At 48.6% G+C, this 19,749-nt stretch carries 14 protein-coding genes; 5 read left to right on the top strand and 9 right to left on the bottom strand.

The window, feature by feature from the left end; translation table 11 throughout:
* Positions 1–3: 3 nt before the first annotated feature.
* The 5 genes from nirB to cobA all read left to right on the top strand — a co-directional run bounded on the left by nirB (position 4) and on the right by cobA (position 8,840).
* Positions 4–2,331, top strand: coding sequence for a nitrite reductase large subunit NirB (gene nirB, locus U2H13_RS01830; RefSeq protein ID WP_121984615.1), 2,328 nt, complete (start codon positions 4–6; stop codon positions 2,329–2,331).
* Positions 2,324–4,456, top strand: a complete 2,133-nt coding sequence (locus U2H13_RS01825; protein ID WP_022552564.1) for a molybdopterin oxidoreductase family protein — start codon at positions 2,324–2,326, stop codon at positions 4,454–4,456. Before nirB ends, U2H13_RS01825 begins: the two co-directional genes overlap by 8 nt.
* A 119-nt stretch (positions 4,457–4,575) precedes the next feature.
* The gene (gene nasD, locus U2H13_RS01820) at positions 4,576–6,993 is read left to right on the top strand and encodes an NADPH-nitrite reductase (protein WP_233662492.1); all 2,418 of its coding nucleotides are present in this window, start codon (positions 4,576–4,578) and stop codon (positions 6,991–6,993) included.
* Positions 6,994–7,013: 20 nt separating this feature from the next.
* Positions 7,014–7,334, top strand: coding sequence for a nitrite reductase small subunit NirD (gene nirD / locus U2H13_RS01815; RefSeq protein ID WP_007409365.1), 321 nt, complete (start codon positions 7,014–7,016; stop codon positions 7,332–7,334).
* Between the two features lie 66 nt (positions 7,335–7,400).
* Positions 7,401–8,840 (top strand): uroporphyrinogen-III C-methyltransferase, encoded by a 1,440-nt coding sequence (gene cobA, locus U2H13_RS01810; RefSeq protein ID WP_100261589.1) that lies wholly within the window; start codon positions 7,401–7,403, stop codon positions 8,838–8,840.
* A gap of 54 nt (positions 8,841–8,894) precedes the next feature.
* Here the strand turns inward: cobA and U2H13_RS01805 are convergent, their stop codons facing one another.
* The 9 genes from U2H13_RS01805 to U2H13_RS01765 all read right to left on the bottom strand — a co-directional run bounded on the left by U2H13_RS01805 (position 8,895) and on the right by U2H13_RS01765 (position 19,655).
* On the bottom strand, positions 8,895–9,905 hold the full coding sequence (locus U2H13_RS01805) for an NAD(P)/FAD-dependent oxidoreductase (RefSeq protein WP_103527170.1): 1,011 nt from the start codon (positions 9,903–9,905) through the stop codon (positions 8,895–8,897).
* Positions 9,906–10,103: 198 nt separating this feature from the next.
* Positions 10,104–11,339, bottom strand: coding sequence for a CdaR family transcriptional regulator (locus U2H13_RS01800; protein ID WP_003156600.1), 1,236 nt, complete (start codon positions 11,337–11,339; stop codon positions 10,104–10,106).
* Positions 11,340–11,496: 157 nt separating this feature from the next.
* Positions 11,497–12,951, bottom strand: a complete 1,455-nt coding sequence (gene putP / locus U2H13_RS01795) for a sodium/proline symporter PutP (protein ID WP_376700649.1) — start codon at positions 12,949–12,951, stop codon at positions 11,497–11,499.
* Positions 12,952–13,042: 91 nt separating this feature from the next.
* Positions 13,043–14,590: an L-glutamate gamma-semialdehyde dehydrogenase gene (pruA, locus tag U2H13_RS01790; RefSeq protein ID WP_103527171.1), complete on the bottom strand. Its 1,548-nt coding sequence runs from the start codon at positions 14,588–14,590 to the stop codon at positions 13,043–13,045.
* 17 nt (positions 14,591–14,607) lie between these two features.
* Complete coding sequence (locus tag U2H13_RS01785) at positions 14,608–15,519, bottom strand: proline dehydrogenase family protein (protein ID WP_087920787.1); 912 nt, start codon at positions 15,517–15,519, stop codon at positions 14,608–14,610.
* A gap of 187 nt (positions 15,520–15,706) precedes the next feature.
* Positions 15,707–16,492, bottom strand: a complete 786-nt coding sequence (locus U2H13_RS01780; RefSeq protein ID WP_376700648.1) for a nucleotidyltransferase domain-containing protein — start codon at positions 16,490–16,492, stop codon at positions 15,707–15,709.
* 65 nt (positions 16,493–16,557) lie between these two features.
* Positions 16,558–17,514 (bottom strand): cephalosporin C deacetylase, encoded by a 957-nt coding sequence (cah, locus tag U2H13_RS01775; protein WP_127070164.1) that lies wholly within the window; start codon positions 17,512–17,514, stop codon positions 16,558–16,560.
* A gap of 144 nt (positions 17,515–17,658) precedes the next feature.
* Complete coding sequence (locus U2H13_RS01770) at positions 17,659–18,219, bottom strand: shikimate kinase (protein ID WP_003156609.1); 561 nt, start codon at positions 18,217–18,219, stop codon at positions 17,659–17,661.
* Between the two features lie 125 nt (positions 18,220–18,344).
* Positions 18,345–19,655: an MFS transporter gene (locus U2H13_RS01765; protein WP_007609271.1), complete on the bottom strand. Its 1,311-nt coding sequence runs from the start codon at positions 19,653–19,655 to the stop codon at positions 18,345–18,347.
* Between the last annotated feature and the right edge of the window lie 94 nt (positions 19,656–19,749).

Genomic DNA, 19,749 nt, shown 5'->3' with positions numbered 1-19,749 from the left:
CGAATGAAGAAACAACGATTAATTGTTGCAGGGAACGGAATGGCCGGAATCCGCTGTATTGAACACATTTTAAAGATGAACCGTGACATGTTTGAGATTGTTATTTTCGGAACCGAACCTCATCCCAATTACAATCGCATTCTCTTATCCTCCGTTTTACAAGGTGAGGTTTCGCTTGATGACATTACGCTGAATAGCCGCGAATGGTACGAAAAAAACGGAATTACGCTTTACACGGGAGAAACGGTTGTACACATAGATACAGAACGGCAGGTTGTCACAACGGATCGGAAGCGCAGCATGACTTACGATCATTTCATCGCGGCAACTGGCTCCTCTCCTTATATTCTCCCCATACCCGGAGCAGAGAAAGAAGGCGTCTGCGGCTTTCGGACAATAGAAGACTGCCAATCCCTTATCAATGCGGCCGGCCGGTATCAAAAGGCGGCGGTCATCGGCGCCGGTTTATTAGGTCTTGAAGCGGCCGTCGGCTTACGGCAGCTCGGCATGGACGTCAGCGTCATTCACCACTCTTCCGCCATTATGCAAAAACAGCTTGATCAAACGGCATCCCATCTGCTGCAGAAAGAACTGGAGCGAAAAGGCTTAGTCTTTCTTTTAGAGAAAGACACGGCATCCATTACAGGAAACTCACGGGCGGAAGGCATCCGTTTCAAAGACGGTTCTTCCATAGAAGCAGACCTGATTGTCATGGCCGCCGGTGTGAGGCCCAATATCCGATTGGCTGCATCTGCCGGACTTTCAGTGAACCGAGGAATCATCGTCAATCAATTCATGCAGACGAACAAACCGAATGTGTATGCCGTCGGTGAATGCGCGGAGCATGACGGGATTGTACACGGATTGGCTGCACCGCTTTATGAACAGGGAAAAGTGCTCGCACAGCATCTATGCGGCGTTCCGTGTGAAGGGTTTCAAGGCTTTGCACAATCTGCGGCCTTAAAAATAGCCGGTATTGATGTATGGTCGGCAGGAAAGGTGCACGAGGATGAGCACACAGCCGGCATATTGTTCCATGATGAGCATGGAGGCATCTACAAAAAAGCGCTCTTTGAGGACGATAAACCGGCCGGCTTTATTTTATTCGGGGACACGCGCGGTAAACAGCGGCTTCTCGACAGTCTTGTGAAGCAAAGGGACATTTCCATCGTGAAAAAACAGCTCATGGAACCCGATCAAGGCGGTATATCCTTTGAATCCATGCCACCCCATGAAACCATTTGCCAATGCAGCTCAGTGACCAAGGGCTCCATTGAAGAAGCGGTGAACAAATATGGCTTAAAAACCGCGGAGGAAGTGAAGCACATGACAAAAGCGTCCGGGTCTTGCGGGGGATGCAGGCCGCTCGTCGAAGACTTGCTGAAGTATATGGTAAGCGATGATTACACAAAACCTTCCCGCCAGCCTTCGTTTTGCGGCTGCACCGATTTGACGGAAGAAGAAGTCATCGCCGAACTTCGGCGCCGTCCATTCACTGATACCGCCGAGGTGATGGAAGTGATCGGCTGGAAAACAGAAAACGGCTGCCGCATTTGTATTCCGGCGCTTCACTACTACCTGGAAAGGATGCGGCCTGATTTTATGCAGTTCAATGAAATATCGGCAGAAGAGACATGCACCCTGATTCCGCAAATGTACGGCGGACTGACAAGTGCGGGAGAGCTCAAAAACATCGCAAACGTCATTGAAACATACGGCATCCCCGGCGTTTCAATTACTGACAGTCACCGGCTGAAGCTTTCCGGAATCAGGCCAAATGACCTTGCAAGCATCAGAAAAGCACTGAACATGCCGGTTTTCTCCCCCCGGCACCGCTGGACGATTCAAATCAAAGCATGTACGTGCGGACAGCATCGCTCCTTTCAAGAGCTGGCAAGCAGGATTGAACGAGATACCGACACACTTGCCGTCCCCGCTTATGTATCCGTCAGCTTGTCATGTGAAAACAATTGCAGCGATGCTTACATTCAGGATATCGGCGTGCTTCAGACACAAACTTGCTGGGAAATTTATATCGGGGGCGTCCGCGGAAAACAAGCCCGCGCCGGCATCCTTTTTTGTGTGACGAATAACGAAGACAGTACCGCCGCTATGATGAAAGGCCTTATTCAATATTATCGCGAAACGGCTCACTACAACGAAGCGATTTATCAATGGGTTGACAGACTCGGCCTCGTCCATATCAGAGAAATGCTGTTTGAAGAAGATATGCGGACACAGCTTCTGAAAAATCTCCGTTCAGACATATCCCTGCTGCAAAACCTGTCTGCCGGGAAAACGCCATACGAAAGGATGAAGCTTTTTGACTGAACCGATGCTCCGTTATTTCCGTGACAAACTGCAAGATGTCCAATCGGAAAAAACATATGAGACGCAATGCCCGTTCTGCAGCATGCAATGCAAAATGCAGCTTACGGAACAAACCTTCGCGGCACGGAAGAAATACACTGCAATCGGCATTGATAATCCGACGACACATGGCCGTTTATGTACAAAAGGCATGAATGCCCATCAGCATGCCGTGCACTCTTCCCGCATTACACGCCCCCTGCTTAAAAAAAACGGTGAATTTGTGCCTGTCTCTTGGGCTGAAGCACTGAATCGCATAAAGGAACAAATCAATCTGATCCAAACCGAACACGGCAATGATGCGATGGCCGTCTATGGGAGCGCCTCAATTACAAATGAAGAAGCCTATCTGCTTGGAAAGTTCGCACGGGTCGGCTTACAGACGAAATACATCGATTACAACGGGCGGCTCTGTATGTCTGCCGCAGCAACGGCGGCCGGCCAGACATTCGGCGCGGACAGGGGCCTGACGAATCCATTATCGGACATTCCGCATACACGTGTCATCATCCTGGCAGGCACCAATATCGCGGAATGCCAGCCGACGATCATGCCGTATTTTGATAAAGCGAAAGAAAACGGGGCTTACATTATCGCCATTGATCCCCGGGAAACGGCGACGACCAAAATAGCCGATCTTCACCTGAAAATCAAGCCCGGCACAGACGCCGCCCTGGCAAACGGACTCGTCAAAATCTGCATTGACGAACAGCTTACAGACAAAGACTTTATCCGCACACGCACAAACGGATTCAATAAGCTCAAACGGCATACCGACGCTTTGGATCTGAAAGAGATTTCCGAGCAGACAAGTGTGCCTTTGGAGCATATGCGAAAGGCCGCCGTGAAGTTTGCCAAGGAAACATCCGGCATGCTGTTTACAGCGCGGGGGATCGAACAGCAGACTGACGGTACCGCGGCGGTGAAAGCTTTCTTAAATATGGTGCTGATCACCGGAAAAATCGGCAAGCCCTTCTCAGGTTACGGGGCGATTACCGGTCAAGGCAACGGACAAGGCGCGAGAGAACACGGCCAAAAAGCGGATCAGCTTCCGGGCTACCGTTCTATCGAAATTGAAGAACACCGGGCGCATATTGCGAAGGTGTGGGGGATTCATCAGGATGAGCTGCCGCGAAAAGGTGTCTCAGCCTATGAAATGATAGAAAAAATAGATAACGGCGACATCAAAGGACTGTTTCTCATGTGTTCCAATCCGGCTGTTTCCGGCCCAAATGCGAATTTCGTCAAGCAGGCAATCAAGAAACTGAGATTTTTTGTCGCAGTTGACTTATTTATTTCTGAGACCGCGGCATTCGCAGATGTGATTTTACCCGCCTCCTCTTATTTGGAAGACGAAGGCACGATGACAAATGCAGAAGGCCGCGTGACATTAAGAGAAGCGAGCCGGTCATGTCCCGGCGAAGCGAAGCATGATTGGCAGATCATTTGTGATCTCGCATCCGCTCTCGGCAAGGGCCGCTACTTTTCTTATACGTCAGCGGAGGATATTTTTAATGAATTGAGAGAAGCGAGCCGAGGCGGGATTGCCGATTATTCAGGCATCTCATACGACAGGCTCAGACGTGAAGGCGGCATTCATTGGCCGTGTCCGGAATCTGATCATCCCGGAACTGGGCGCTTGTTTACAGAATCATTTGCTCATCCGGATCAAAAAGCGGCATTAAGTGTGATTCCAAACGAACCACCTGTTCCAAAAGAGAAGCCGACAGCCGATTATCCGCTTTATTTAACGACGGGAAGGGTGATGTCTCACTACTTAACAGGCGTCCAAACAAGAAAAAGCGCCGCTCTTGCCGCGAGACATTTTGAATCGTTTATGGAAATCCACCCAAAAACGGCGGCCAACTATCATATCGAAGACCGTGTTCTCGTGAAGATAGAATCCCCCCGGGGCAGCATCACGGTCCGGAGCAGATGGTCGGAGAACGTACGAAAAGACACGTTGTTTGTCCCCATCCATTGGTCTGACACGCAAAACGTCAACGATTTAATTGGTGAAGCCTTGGACCCGGACTGTAAAATGCCCGGTTTTAAGATGTGCGCGGTACGAATCAGCCCTATATAATTTTTCATAAAATTTTTAGATTTTTTAGTATTTTTTGTTACATTTCATAACATGCATCTTAAATATTTGTTTTTGCTGTGCTACGCTAAAAAAAACAAAGATAAGGAGCGGATCATCTGATGGGAAAAAAACAGCTAGTCCTTGTTGGAAATGGAATGGCCGGGGTAAGAGCGATTGAAGAAATACTGCGTGTTTCAAAAGACGAATTTGAGATTACAATATTCGGGGCCGAACCTCATCCCAACTATAACCGAATCCTTCTGTCAAAAGTGCTGCAAGGCAATACCGACATTCAAGACATTACGTTAAACGATTGGAACTGGTACAAAGAAAACAACATTCAGCTGTATACCGGTGAAACAGTCATCAAAGTCGACACGGAAAACAAAACCCTCATCACCGATGCAGACAGAATCCAGCCTTACGATGAACTCATCCTGGCGACAGGCTCTGTCCCTTTTATCCTTCCGATTCCGGGCGCAGACAAACAAGGCGTCACGGCATTCCGGGACATAAAAGATACAGACACGATGCTCGCCGCGTCAAAACAATATAAAAAAGCAGCCGTCATCGGCGGAGGACTGCTGGGTTTGGAAGCCGCACGCGGACTGCTGAATCTCGGAATGGACGTGTCTGTCATCCACCTCGCCCCATTCCTGATGGAGCGCCAGCTTGACGCAGCGGCGGGACGCCTGCTGCAAAACGAATTAGAAAAACAAGGCATGACCTTTTTCCTTGAAAAGCAAACCGAAGAAATTCTCGGTACTGACCGTGTCGAAGGCGTACGCTTCAAAGACGGCACAAGCATCGAAGCTGACCTGGTCGTCATGGCGGTCGGCATCCGCCCGAATACACAGCTTGGCACAGAAAGCGGCATTCCGGTAAACCGCGGAATCATTGTTAATGATTATATGCAGACTGACATTCCGCACATTTACGCGGTCGGTGAATGTGCCGAGCACCGCGGAATCGCATACGGTCTTGTGGCGCCGCTCTATGAACAGGCGAAAGTGCTGGCCAAACATATTTGCGGCATTGAAACAAAACCGTATGAAGGCTCCGTTCTCTCCACTCAATTAAAGGTATCAGGCGTCGAAGTCTTCTCTGCCGGTGACTTTAACGAATCAGAGGACAAAAAAGCGATTAAAGTGTTCGATGAGCAGGACGGCATTTATAAAAAAATCGTCCTGAGGGGCAATCAAATTGTCGGCGCTGTTTTGTTCGGAGACAGCAGCGAGGGCAGCCGCCTGTTTTCAATGATTCAAAAAGAAGCCGATATCTCTGAAACCTCCAAAATATCAATCTTACAGCCTCTTGATCAGGAAGCAGGCGCAAGCATGACCGCGGCGATGAGCGACGATGAAATCATCTGCGGATGCAACGGCGTTTCAAAAGGCGCGATTATTCAAGCCATTCAGGAAAAAGGCTGCACATCAACGGACGAAATCAAAGCATGCACCGGGGCATCCCGTTCCTGCGGAGGCTGTAAACCGCTCGTGGAAGACATTCTTCAATATACACTGGGCTCAGAATTTGACGCGTCCGCGCAAAAAGAAGCGATTTGCGGCTGCACCTCACTGTCGAGAGATGAAGTCGTAGAAGAAATCAAAGCCAAAGGGCTGTCCCATACAAGAGAAATCATGAACGTGCTCGGCTGGAAAACGCCGGAGGGCTGCTCCAAATGCCGTCCTGCCCTCAACTACTACTTAGGCATGATTAATCCGGCTACATACGAGGATGACAGAACATCCCGTTTTGTGAACGAACGGATGCACGCCAATATTCAAAAAGACGGAACATACTCAGTCGTGCCCCGTATGTACGGCGGCGTGACCAACTCTAAGGATCTCCGCAAGATCGCCGATGTCGTCGACAAATATGAGATCCCGCTCGTTAAAATGACCGGCGGCCAGCGAATTGATCTCATCGGCGTCAAAAAAGAAGACCTGCCGAAAGTATGGGCCGAGCTTGATATGCCGTCAGGCTACGCGTACGGAAAAACACTCCGCACGGTAAAAACGTGCGTAGGCGAACAATTCTGCCGCTTCGGCACGCAAGACTCCATGGCACTGGGCATTGCGCTTGAGAAAACATTCGAAGGGCTCAATACGCCTCATAAGGTTAAAATGGCCGTGTCCGCCTGCCCTCGGAACTGTGCGGAATCAGGCATTAAGGACCTTGGCGTTGTCGGCATCGACGGAGGCTGGGAGCTTTATGTCGGCGGAAACGGCGGAACCCATTTGCGCGCCGGTGATTTGCTGATGAAAGTAAAAACGAATGAAGAAGTCTTAGAATATGCGGGTGCTTACCTTCAGTACTACAGAGAAACGGCAAACTATCTGGAGCGGACATCCGCATGGCTTGAGCGCGTCGGTTTATCTCATGTCCAATCCGTATTAAACGATCCGGAAAAACGGCAGGAGCTCAACGACAGAATGAATGAAACACTCTCTGTCCACAAAGATCCGTGGCAATACTTCCTTAAAGATAAAAAAGCATCTAAAGATCTATTCGAAAATGTCGTCACGACTTCATAAAACAGTAAGGGGGAACGGACATGGTTAATAAAGATATGACAAAGGTTTGCATAGGCAAAGTAAACGAATTACCGGAGGAGTTAGGAAAAACCGTATATATAGAAGATAAAGAGCTTGCCGTATTTAAGCTTTCTGACGGGAGCGTCCGCGCCGTCGAAAACCGCTGTCCCCATAAAGGGGGCGTCCTGGCTGAAGGCATCGTCAGCGGAGAATACGTCTTCTGCCCGATGCATGACTGGAAAATCTCCTTAGAAGACGGAAAAGTCCAAGAGCCGGATCATGGCTGTGTCAAAACATACGAAACACTGATTGAAGGAGAGAATGTATACCTCCTGTATTGAGCAAAGACCGGATCACTTTTTCAAGTGGTCCTTCATTTTTTAAATTGCTGAAGGGATGACGCCATCATGAAAAACGGAATCGTATATTTTGTCGGTGCCGGCCCAGGAGACCCGGGGCTGATCACCGTAAAAGGAAAACAGGCTCTGGAGAAAGCGGATATTATTTTGTATGACCGGCTCGCAAACCCAAAGTTTCTTGAATATGCCTCACCGGACTGCCGGTTCATTTATTGCGGAAAGCTGCCCGACCGCCATTTTATGAAACAGTCTGAGATAAATGCCCTGCTGATTGAAAAAGCGGCGGAGGGCTGCACCGTCGTCCGCTTGAAAGGCGGAGACCCAAGTGTGTTCGGCAGAGTCGGCGAAGAAGCAGAGGCGCTTCATCAGCACGGCATCCGCTACGAAATGGTGCCCGGCATCACCTCGGGTATCGCAGCGCCGCTGTATGCGGGAGTCCCCGTCACCCATCGTGATTTCGCTTCGTCCTTCGCGATGATCACCGCTCATGATACATCATTGCAAGGCAGGCCGAATCTCGACTGGGAAGGGCTTGCCCGAAGCGTTCAAACGCTTGTGTTTTACATGGGCGTTAAAAATCTGTCATTTATATGCCGGCAGCTTACGGAGTACGGAAAATCCCCTTCCGTTCCCGTACTCGTCATTCAATGGGGGACGTGGGGGCGGCAGCGGAGCGTTAAAGGAACGCTTCAGGATATCCATGAAAAAGTTCAAAGCCAAAACATCACCAACCCTGCCATTATCGTCATCGGTGATATTGTCAATTTTCAAACACACAGCTGGTTTGAAAGCAAACCGTTCATCGGGCGGCATATCATGGTTGTCACTCATGGCGATGAAGAACATACATTGACAGACAAGCTGCGCGAGTATGGCGCCGATGTTATCGAATGGCCGAAGCGGATCGTTAAAAAAATGCCCGCAAACGAAAACATCCTGAAACAGATCAGCACCTTTGAACAACTATTTTTCACATCACGCCTTGCGGTATGCGAATTCTTTGACACACTGGCTTTCAAGCAGATCGACATCCGCCGGGTGACCGCAAGCCTGAATGCAGCAACTGAGGCCGCAAAGACGGAACTGACAAAACGGGGCTTTCTCCTATCCGAATGTCAACATGATTCTCCGCATTCACTCATTGTAGGAAGCCGTCAAGCGGCAGAAAACTTGTCAGAATCAAAATCATGCCCTTTTTATATCACCCATGAACATATCGCGGATGAGCGGTTCACTTCCATGATCGAACGCACGATCAGTGAGTCTCCTCTGCAAATGATTATCTGTACGGGCAAAGAATCCGCTCAGCATTTGATCAGCGCCGGAAAACAAATCGGCATATCACCGGATCCGTCGGCAAACCGCCCTCCCGTCATCTGCATGGGCGAAGACGTCCCCGCCGGCTGCGGGTTTACCGCTGTGAAAAACCAGGAGCAGTTATTTGCGTTTATACGAAATGAAATGAAAGACATGCTCGTTCACAGCTGATACGCCGGAATGCTTTTCTGACCCCCCAGACTCAACATCGGGGGTCAGCCTTTTTTATTGTGTCACCAATTTTTTATGATGAGTCGAATACATCGCCATCTGATCTGCCTGCGGGTCCAAATAGGCTTTGGCGCTGTTCACGGCGGTCGGCCCCTCCGTAAAACCGCCTGCAATCAATCTGAGCTTGCTTTCATAATGGGCGGCGTCACCGGCGACAAACACGCCCGGAAGATTCGTCCGCATATGTCTGTCAGCTTTAATCCTGCCTTCTTCTATCTCAAGTCCCCAGTCCTTCATCGGACCGAGATCAATTTTAAACCCGTGGTTGATAATGAGCTCATCAAGCTTGATGACTTCAGAAAGTCCGGACTCAGTTTGGCAAACGGTGACGCTCTCGACCCGTTCCCCTGTGCCGTTGAGATGCTTCAGACGATACGGCGCAAGCACCCGCACGGAAGACCGCTTCATTTTCGCCACGCTGCTTTCCAAACCGCCAAACTCCTCACGGCGGTGCAAAACGGTAACAGATGCCGCAATCGGTTCCAGCTCATTCGCCCAGTCAACCGCGGTATCTCCCCCTCCGGAAATCACGACATGCTTATCTCGAAACGCATCAAGCTTCTCCACCTTATAATGAAGGTTCTTTCCTGAATACCGGCTCGCATCCGCGCTGTCAAGTTCATTGACCTCAAGCGTCCCCATGCCGACGGCCAAAATCACCGTGCGCGTATAGTGTTTTTCCCCTTTGGAACTTTCGAGCACAATGGTTCCGTCTTTCAGCCGCTCAAATCCGGCCACCCGCTGATTCAACACGATATCCGGCTCAAATGTCGCCGCCTGCTCCTTCAGCTGCTTAATCAGCTGTTCCCCGGCAATCCCGGGTATTCCGCCGATATCACGGATGATTTTTTCAGGGAAAAACATAGACACCTTCCCTCCGAGCCGCGGTAAAAACTCGATCACCTTCGTTTTCAGCTCCCGCATCCCGCAATAGAAAGCCGCAAACAGGCCGATCGGGCCTCCGCCTATAATCGTGACGTCGTACACCTCATGATTTTCCGCCATCGTTCTGCCTCCCGTTTATATCTATACTTCATACATTTTTAATTGAGAATCAATATCAATGAAAGTATAACACATATTGAGGAGCAGTGTTTATTCATTTCTCATCTTGCGGGAAAGGAGTGATTCAGAAGTGAGGTTCTGAGATTGATAAGCGGGAAGGTATTAAAACTGAAACCAGTACGGCGACTGGTTTCTTTTTTATCTCTTTTTCATCAGCATGATATCGAGATACAGCTGGCACCTTGTCCTGAAGTCGTTTAAATTAATTGATGTCATGTCAAGAATCTGTTTGATGCGGTAGTTCAATGTGTTTTGATGAATAAAAAGCTGTTCTGCGGCTGGTTTTGTTTTGCAGTTATTGAGGAGATAGATTTCTAACGTTTTCAGCAGTTCGGTGCTGCTTTCTCTGTCTTTGGCTTTTAATAACGCTAAATCATCGTTTACATATTCCAGTGAGGCGTTTTTTTCTTCGATGCTTTCAAGATAGCGGTAAATCCCGAGCTTACTGTATTCGTACGGGATATTTTCCTGGTTTCCGGTAATTTCGGCGGCCTTTATGACTTCAAGGGCTTCTATATAACTTTTCCCGAGCTTCAGGATGCTGCTGTATTCATTGCCGATTCCGATATAGATGGGAGTGGGGATCTTCTGAAAGTGAAAATGAGTCAGCAGTTTGTGGATGAATTCAGATGCTGCCGAAGTGCCGGAGCTTTTTTGCGAGAAGCTTGCGACGACGATGACAATATTGGAATCAATGGTTAAGACGTGGCTGACTTTATCCCGCAAATTCAAGTACGATTTGATATTTTCCTTTACATCTTCGACTGCCTCCCCATCCCCATTTGCGGCATGCAGGACGACTACCGAAAAAACCGACGGCAGCACGGCGTTCATCTTTTCCGCTTCCCGCCTGAACTCCTTTTCAGAGGAGAATTGCTGAAAGATCGCCCGTTTCACCAGGTCTTCCGCTCTCTCTTCTTTTTCCTGTTTCAGCCGGTTCGTTTTATAGATGATTTTTCCGACATGGAATGAAGTTTCATATAAAAAATCGAGCTCCTCGTCCGTCAAGTTTCGGTCGAGCTCCTGAATCCAGATGTAGCCCATCACTTCCCCTTTATGTTTTGCGCTTACAACCACTCTCTGATTCAGTCCGATACTGTCTATTTTTTCGACACGGAACGGTTCAGGAACGGTTTTCAGCTTTTCGATCACTCCGTCCTTCAGAAACCTTTCAAAAATCTGCACGGGGCATTTTTTTGAGAATATCGTCTGCTGGTTGGCGGAGTCGAAGTGATTAATGTAATAAGAATTATAGGCAAGCAAAAAGAAATCCGCGCTTTCCAGAATAACGGGCTTCTGCAATTCATAACTGATGAAATCAATTAATTTATCAATGTCCGTAAATGAAAAAACTCTCTCTAAAAGCTCTTCCATACCTATTTCTCCTATGCTCTTTTTATCTTTATCATACTCTGAGGGGTGACTTTTTGTATAGAAAAAAATTCATATACTCCCAAAACGGAATGATCCGAAAGCCTGTATCGTGAAAAGAGGAAAAAGGGCGGTCCCTTCTTCCTCTCGTTCCTTGCTTTTATTGAGAAAGTGTATCACGGTAGTCATGAAACTGATCTGTGACATCTTTTGACGGAGCCTGTGTCAATAAGCTGACGACAAATACAGCGGCAAGGCTTACAGCAAAGCCCGGAATGATTTCGTACAAAAAGTCTGAAAGACCGGCATTCGCCCAAATGATTACGGTAATCGCTCCCGCAATCATGCCGGCGAGTGCCCCCCATTTCGTCATCCGTTTCCAAAATAAACTGAGCAGTACGACCGGCCCGAATGAAGCGCCGAATCCCGCCCATGCATAGCTGACAAGACCAAGTATCGTGTTGTTTTTCTCCCAGGCGAGCACCAGGGCGATGATTGACACCGCAAGCACTGCCATTCTCCCCAGAAATACGAGTTCCTTATCAGAAGCTGAACGCCTGAACATGGACTTATACAAGTCCTCCACTAAAGAACTGGACGTAACGAGCAGCTGAGACGAAATCGTACTCATAATGGCCGCTAAAATCGCAGAAATGAGAAATCCCGTAATAATCGGGTGGAACAGAATATTGCCGAGCTGAATAAAAATGGTTTCCGGATCATCCAGCTTCAACCCGCGCTGGTGGTAATACGCGATTCCCGCAAGACCCGTAAACAGCGCGCCGAGTGCAGACAAAATCATCCATCCCATTCCGATCCGTCTGGCGCGTTTGATCTCTTTCACAGATGTGATCGCCATAAAGCGCACAATAATATGCGGCTGCCCGAAATAGCCGAGCCCCCACGCAAATAAAGAAATAATGCCAAGGACGGTGGTCCCTTTGAACATATTAAACAGTTCCGGGTTGACGGAACGGATATCGGCAACGGTTTCCCCCGGGCCGCCCGTATGGAAAATCGTCACAATCGGCACGAGAATAAGCGCCGCAAACATGATGATCCCTTGGACAAAGTCCGTCCAGCTTACCGCCAAAAAGCCCCCGAACAAGGTGTAGGCGACAACGACGCCTGTCACGGCCCACAGGCCGGTGTGGTAATCCCACCCTAAAATGCTGTTGAATAAGACACCTCCGGACACCATGCCGGATGATACGTAAAAAGTGAAAAAGACGAGAATGACAAGACCCGAAAACAGTCTGAGAAGCTTCGTATGATCACCGAAACGGTTTTCAAGGAAACCCGGAATGGTGATGGAATTCCCCGCTTTTTCGGTATACGTTCTCAGTCTCGGCGCCACGAAAAGCCAGTTCGCCCACGCCCCGAGCACAAGCCCGAGCACAATCCAAGCGCCGCTTAATCCTGTCGAGAACATAGCGCCCGGAAGCCCCATCAAGAGCCATCCGCTCATATCCGCCGCTCCCGCGCTGAGCGCTGTGACGGCAGGGCCTAAAGAACGCCCACCGAGCATGTAATCCGTCAGATTCGACGTCCGTCTGTAGGCGAAATAACCGATAAACAGCATGCCCGCCATATAAATACAAATGGAAATAATCAACTGAATGTTTGCTATGGCATTTCCTCCTCCGCTTTATAGGTTTATGGTGAAATGGACACCCCCCGCGAGGAGGATGCCCATTCAGTCCCTCTTAAAACATTTCACTGATTGTTTTCGCCTGCATGTGGAGGGCCAAATAATCCGGGCCGCCCGCTTTTGAATCAGTGCCGGACATTTTGAAGCCTCCGAACGGATGGTAGCCGACAATCGCTCCCGTACAATTGCGGTTGAAGTACAGGTTGCCGACATGGAATTCCTGTTTCGCCCGTTCAATATGTTTGCGGTTATTTGTAATGACCGCGCCTGTCAAACCGTATTCAGTATTGTTGGCCACTTCCAGTGCTTCATCAAAGTTTGATACTTTAGAAAACGCCACGACCGGCCCGAAAATTTCTTCCTGCATGAGTCTGGCTTTCGGATCAAGGTCAGCGAAGATCGTCGGCTTGATAAAGTAGCCTTTTGAATCATCTCCGGTGCCGCCGCTTACTAAACGGCCTTCTTCTTTTCCGATTTCGATGTAGCTCATGATCTTGTCGTAAGAACCTTGGTCGATGACAGGTCCCATATACACGTCAGCGCTGTCAGGGCTTGCCGTCACTTTTGATTCAGTGATTTCGATGACGCGCTCTAATACTTGATCATACACTTTTTCATGGACAACTGCACGTGAACCTGCAGAACATTTTTGTCCAGCGAAGCCGAATGCTGATGTAAAGATGGATTGAGCCGCCAATTCAATGTCCGCGTCCTCATCGACAACAACCGTATCTTTACCGCCCATTTCAGCGATAACACGCTTTAAGTGCTGCTGGCCCGGCTGCACTTTCGCCGCGCGTTCGAAAATTCTCGTACCGACTTCACGTGATCCCGTAAACGTAATGATGCTTGTTTTCGGGTGATCGACGAGATAGTCTCCCACTTCCGCTCCGCTTCCCGGCACAAAGTTGACAACGCCCTTCGGAAGACCTGATTCCTCAAGCACTTCTACGAATTTCGCCGCGATGACCGGTGTCGCGCTTGCCGGTTTAAGAACGACCGTGTTGCCCGTTACGATCGGTGCCACCGTCGTTCCCGCCATAATCGCAAAGAGGAAGTTCCATGGCGGAATGACGACCGTTACGCCGGTCGGTGTGTAGACATATTGGTTCTTCTCGCCTTCGCGGCTGTTGACCGGCTTGCCTTTTGCCAATTCAACCATCTGGCGCGCGTAGTATTCCATAAAGTCGATGGCTTCCGCCGTATCCGCATCAGCTTCGTTCCAAGGTTTTCCCGCTTCCTTGACGAGCAGGGCGGAGAATTCGTGCTTTCTGCGGCGGACTTTGGCAGCCGCGCGGAACAGAACGGCCGCTCTTTCTTCAGGGGATGTGTATCTCCACTCTTCGAACGCTTTCGCAGCCGCTTCAATCGCCTGCTCAGCGTGCTCCTGGGACGCCTTTGACACTTTTCCGACGACTTCTTCTTTGTCTGCAGGGTTAATGGATACGATTTTCGCTTCCGTCTCTACCTTTTCACCGTTGATGACGAGCGGATAATCTTTTCCCATATACTCATTTACCGTCGCAAGCGCTTTCTTAAATTCTTCAACGTTCGATTGATCTTGGAAATTCGTGAATGGTTCGTGTTTATAAGGTGTAGTCATTGTCATCTCTCCCTTTTTTACTTCTTAGTCATTCCTTTAAAGGCGAATGCGATGTTTGAGGGGCGTTCGGCGAGCCGTCTCATGAAATAGCCGTACCAGTCATCCCCGTAAGGCAGGTAGACTCTCATGCGGTATCCTTCTTCCACCAGGCTGAGCTGGGTTTGCGAGCGCATGCCGTACAGCATCTGAAACTCAAAACGGTCGTTTGGAATGCCGTGCTCTTTGGCAAGCTGTTTTGTAAACTCGATCATTTTGTCATCATGCGTGGCGACTGCCGTATAATGTCCTTTTAAAAGCTGTTTGCGGATGAGTCTTTTATAATTTTCATCGACGTCGCTTTTTTCAGGATAGGCCACCTTTTCCGATTCTTTATAGGCCCCTTTGACAAGCCGCAGAAACGGATTCAGCGGGCTGAGGTCATCAAGATCCTTCTCCGTTCTGTACAGATAAGCCTGCACCACGGTGCTTACATATTCATACCGGCTCCGGAAGTCTTTAAAGATATCCAGCGTTTTCTGGCATCTCGTTTCATCTTCCATGTCAATCGTCACCATGACTTTATGTTTTTCAGCCGTCTGGAGGATTTTCGTCATATTTTCATAGACGAGATCGAGATCTATATCAAGACCTAAAGACGTCATTTTTAATGACACTTGGGAATTCAGCTGTTCATCAGCAATTAAGGCGATGGTCTGCATGCACTCCTCGGTGCGTTCTTTCGCGACGTCACCGCTGTTGACAAATTCCCCCAAATGATCGACAGTAACTGACAGCCCCTGGCTGTTCAAATGTCGGATTGTCGGGATAGAACTGCGGAAATCCATTCCTCCGATGATTTTGCCGGCTGCCACACGGCTTCCCCAGCTTCGCGCCATCTTATTGAGAAAGCTGCTCTTGGATAAAAATAAGAAAAAATCTCTTGTAATCACTTCCAACCTTAACACCCCGCAATCTAAGAAGTATTTGTATGAGTCTATTGTAAATGGACAAAACATCCTCTCACAATATTCTAAAAATACAAAGATTCTGATAAATTTTTGTGGTTTTACCACAATCAGCTTCTTAGATAGCAGGCGGATTATGCCGAAAAAAGGCGGACGGAAATGACGGCAATCGTCAATTTCCGCCTTTTTCCCCCCACGCCTCTTCGACGGCCTGAATCAATAGCTGATTCAGTTCCTCCGTTATGTCAGGTTTCGGCGTTTTGATCGTTTTGACATAGTGCCCGATGCGTTCTATTTCTTCTTCTATAAACACATGAATCATCGTATTTCTCGGTTCCGGAGCCAGCTCCTGACCGCTTTTTTTCCTTGTAAGCAGTATATTGATTTCAGAAATGAGCGCTTCATCCGTCAATAAGGCATCGGCCAGTACGGGAAATGACATCGGCGGTACGGAGCCGAACGTTTCAATCCATCTGCAGGCAAGGAGAGGACGCAGAACATAAAAATACTTTTTAATCTTCACTTCACTGCCCTGCAATTCCGTTTTTTCATTCCGTTTTGCCATATTGAGATAATGATAAATGCAGGCTTCAGGCGAAAAGGCGCGGATTTTCAGTTTTCGAAGCTTTTCAGCCGCTGAGAAAGCTTCATAATAGATCATCTCAGAAGAGAGCCATTCCAAAAGAGGCGGATTTGATTTTTTAAAAAGCCGCAGCGCTTTTCTCAGTTCCCAGCCGCTGATGTCTAGCATGTCATGAATCGGCTCTTCTATGACATCCCTATGCGGTTCGATCGAAAAGTACCATTCTTTTTTCGGCACATAGAGAAACCGCACATCGTAGTCGCTGTCGCTTGACGGAAATCCCCATGCGCGGCTCCCTGATTCTACGGCGTAAAGCACCTTGACGCCGTGCTGTGCTTCAATTCGTTTTAATTCTTCGATGATCCTTTGTTTCATCTGTATCCGTCCTTTTCCGTGATCATTCCTGAAAAAAGCCCAAGTACTTGGGCTTTTCGCTGTCGTCAGCCTTTCAGATGCGCTTTCAGAAAGGCCAGCTTTTCCGTATGGAAAGAAGGTATGTATTCATGTCCGAAATACCGGTACACCTTCAATTCTTTTTCCGTTTCCAGATGATTGTAAGCGGCAAACACCGTCGACGGCGGAGTCACGCGGTCAATCAGCCCGATGGACATGAGCACCGGAACTTTTACGCGGTCCGCCAGATTCATGATATCAAAATAGGCCAGTGTATTCATCGCGGCCTTCTCCGTTTCAGGGCTGCCGTTCTTTCTGAAAAAGGAGTTAATCTCAAGATACGGCTCATCAAGAGCGACATCAATGGCCCGCTCAAAATTACTTAAATAAGGATAATCGGCTGCAACCGCTCTCGGGATGTCAGATAGTGCCGCCGCGGCGATTGAAAGTCCGCCTCCCTGGCTCCCCCCGATGACGGCGATTCTCGTCTCATCCACTTCATCAAAGCCGCTGATGACTTCCAAAGCCCGGACGGCGTCTAAGTACACGCCGCGGTAATAATATGTATCTTTATCTAAAATCCCTTTCGTCATCCAGCCGGGAACGTGTCCATGCGGTGAGACGCTTGTATCTGTGCTGCTGTGCTGGCCGCGGACAAGCATCCCGAACGCGGCATATCCGTGAAGCGCCCAATTTACGATGTCATGTATGTCCCCGTCATAGCTTGCGTTGTAGCCGTGGTATTTCACGATGGCCGGATGCGGGCCTTTTCGGTCGGGAACGGCGTACCATCCCTCAATTTCCGCCTTGCCGAAGCTCCGGTATGTCAGCCGGAATACTTTCACGCCGTCAGCCGGGTAGCTTTCAGCCGTCAATTCAGGCTTTGCCTCTTCCTTTGCAAGCTCATGTAATGATGAGGCCCAAAAATCCGAAAAGTCATGAGGAGCGGTTTTATTTGGTTTATAGGTTTGCAGTTGGTCGAGCGGCAAGTCGTATAATTGCATATCCGATTATTCTCCTTTGTTTTATAAGTTTTAATTTTCTGACTCTATCTTAACACGATTTTACACTCATTTTCTAAAAATTTTAATAAACGTTTGTTTAAAAGAAAACAAAAAAGCCGTACGCTCACAGCGTCACGGCTCTTTTTACATCGGCTGATACAGATCCCAGCCGATTTTTAACGTTTCTACGATATAATCGGCGATTTCTTCCGGTTCCAGATTATCCGTTGCCACTTTTGAATTATGTTTATCATAGATGCTTTGGCGCTCGTTAAAGAGCTGCTGCATTTCATCCATGGAACGGTTATGCAGAACGGGACGGCTTTCAATCAGCAGGTCAGCCCGCTGCTTCCAATTCTCCCATGATAAATCAAGATGGAGCACGAGACAGTTTTCAAGACAGCACTGTCTGATTTCCTCTTGTTTAAACGAACCGCCCCCAAGTGACACGATCTTGAATTTCGTATTGCGGCAGATATCTAATATATAATCCTTTTCGGTCTGACGGAAAAAGGCTTCACCTTTTTTCTCAAACATTTCAGGGATGGACATATTGAAATCTTTCTCAATCTGCAAATCAATATCAATGAAGTCTCTGTATAATTTCTTAGCGACCAGCTGGCCGATTGTTGTCTTTCCGACACCCATGAATCCGATCAGTACGATGTTTCTTTCTCTTACGGGAATGGCACGTTTTGCGTTCATCTTCGGCGAAATCCTCCTAAGAAATGAAAAAGTTATGTTTATTATATGATAACTCAATATTGAAATATAGAGATAATGCAATGAAAGAAAACCCATCCTTTATAAGAAGAGATGAGTTTTTCTTTCTATCGGAGCGTAATGCGCTCCACCTTTCCGACAATGAAAATATAAGAAAATGCCCCGATAAATGCGACAGCGCCGACAAACAGAATCGCTCCGTTATATGAACCGGTCGCAGAAACGATAAACCCGATGATAAGCGGGGTGATAATGCCGGCCATATTGGCGAAAAAGTTAAACACGCCTCCTGCCAATCCGATTGTCTCGCTTGGCGCCACCTCACTCAGCATCGTCCAGGATATATTGGACATGCCCTGCGCAAAAGAAGCAATGGATAAGATCGTCAAAACCGCAGGAGCAGAATCCGTAACATTCGCGAGCACGATGGAGCCTGTCAGCAGAAGACCGAGGATGACGGGCGTTTTCCGGGCAACGTTCACCGAGACGCCCCGTTTCATCATTCCGTCAGACCAATATCCGCCGAACAATACGCCGAAAAAGGCGGCGATATACGGAATTGATGCGGCGAAGCCGACTTTTAAGAAAGCCATGTGCTTTGCCTCCGCCAGATAAGTCGGAAACCATGTCAAAAAGAAGAACAGCGTGGAGGCTACGGCGAACTGGCCGATATACAAGCCGACAAGCTTGCGGTATTTAAGAAGCTGGACGAAATCCGGCCACGTGATCCTGCCGGCTGATTCTGACACCTCTGTCAGTCCGCCGCCTTCTCTAATATAATCAAGCTCCTCCCGGTTCACTTTCCGGCACCGATTCGGCTCGTGATACATTTTGAACCAGAAAATGGAGAAAACAAGCCCGAGCACCCCTGAGGAAATAAAGACGGCGCGCCAGTCAAATGCCGTTAACACCCAGAATAAAACCGGTGTGGCGAACGCCAGCCCCACATATTCTCCCGCCGTATAAGCACCCGTCGCAAAGGCGCGTTCCCGCCTTGGAAACCATGTCGTGACAATCCGGTTGTTTGCCGGAAACGCAGGCGATTCAGCCAGCCCGATAATCAGGCGGCAGCCGAATAAAAATCCGAAACTGGCCGCAAAAGCCTGCACTCCGGTGAAAACCGACCAGATCAATAAAGAAACGCCGTACGTCCGTTTTGACCCGAATTTGTCCAAAATGAGCCCGCCGGGAATCTGCATTCCCGTATAAGTCCAGCTGAATGCGGAAAAGACGACGCCCAAAAGCGCGGGGCTTATGTTCAGCGATGTCTGAATGGACGGGGCGGCGATGGATACACTGGCACGGTCTATATAATTAATCGCAGTGATAAAAAACAAAAGAATCAGTATCACATAACGAGCGCGAGTCGGTTTATTGCGGACGGGACTGAAGTCCGTCAGCTCCGTTTCATTTTTCAATGGCTTCTCCCCCCTTACTCGAATGAAATTAATTGTACAACACTTCGGTCAATTATTTAATACTTTGACGCAAAAAAGCGCTAAACAATTTGTG

The sequence above is a fragment of the Bacillus sp. A1 genome, assembly GCF_042296235.1.
Classification (GTDB): Bacteria; Bacillota; Bacilli; order Bacillales; family Bacillaceae; genus Bacillus; species Bacillus velezensis.
This window is presented reverse-complemented; position numbering and strand designations above follow the sequence as displayed.

What these genes read in the sequence shown, in the direction of transcription:
- cah (WP_127070164.1), bottom strand. Translation starts at nt 17,514, where the DNA reads ATGCAATTATACGACTTGCCGCTCGACCAACTGCAAACCTATAAACCA.
- U2H13_RS01805 (WP_103527170.1), bottom strand. Translation starts at nt 9,905, where the DNA reads ATGGCGGAAAATCATGAGGTGTACGACGTCACGATTATAGGCGGAGGC.
- U2H13_RS01800 (WP_003156600.1), bottom strand. Translation starts at nt 11,339, where the DNA reads ATGGAAGAGCTTTTAGAGAGAGTTTTTTCATTTACGGACATTGATAAA.
- cobA (WP_100261589.1), top strand. Translation starts at nt 7,401, where the DNA reads ATGAAAAACGGAATCGTATATTTTGTCGGTGCCGGCCCAGGAGACCCG.
- nirB (WP_121984615.1), top strand. Translation starts at nt 4, where the DNA reads ATGAAGAAACAACGATTAATTGTTGCAGGGAACGGAATGGCCGGAATC.
- pruA (WP_103527171.1), bottom strand. Translation starts at nt 14,590, where the DNA reads ATGACTACACCTTATAAACACGAACCATTCACGAATTTCCAAGATCAA.
- nasD (WP_233662492.1), top strand. Translation starts at nt 4,576, where the DNA reads ATGGGAAAAAAACAGCTAGTCCTTGTTGGAAATGGAATGGCCGGGGTA.
- U2H13_RS01770 (WP_003156609.1), bottom strand. Translation starts at nt 18,219, where the DNA reads ATGAACGCAAAACGTGCCATTCCCGTAAGAGAAAGAAACATCGTACTG.
- U2H13_RS01780 (WP_376700648.1), bottom strand. Translation starts at nt 16,492, where the DNA reads ATGAAACAAAGGATCATCGAAGAATTAAAACGAATTGAAGCACAGCAC.
- nirD (WP_007409365.1), top strand. Translation starts at nt 7,014, where the DNA reads ATGGTTAATAAAGATATGACAAAGGTTTGCATAGGCAAAGTAAACGAA.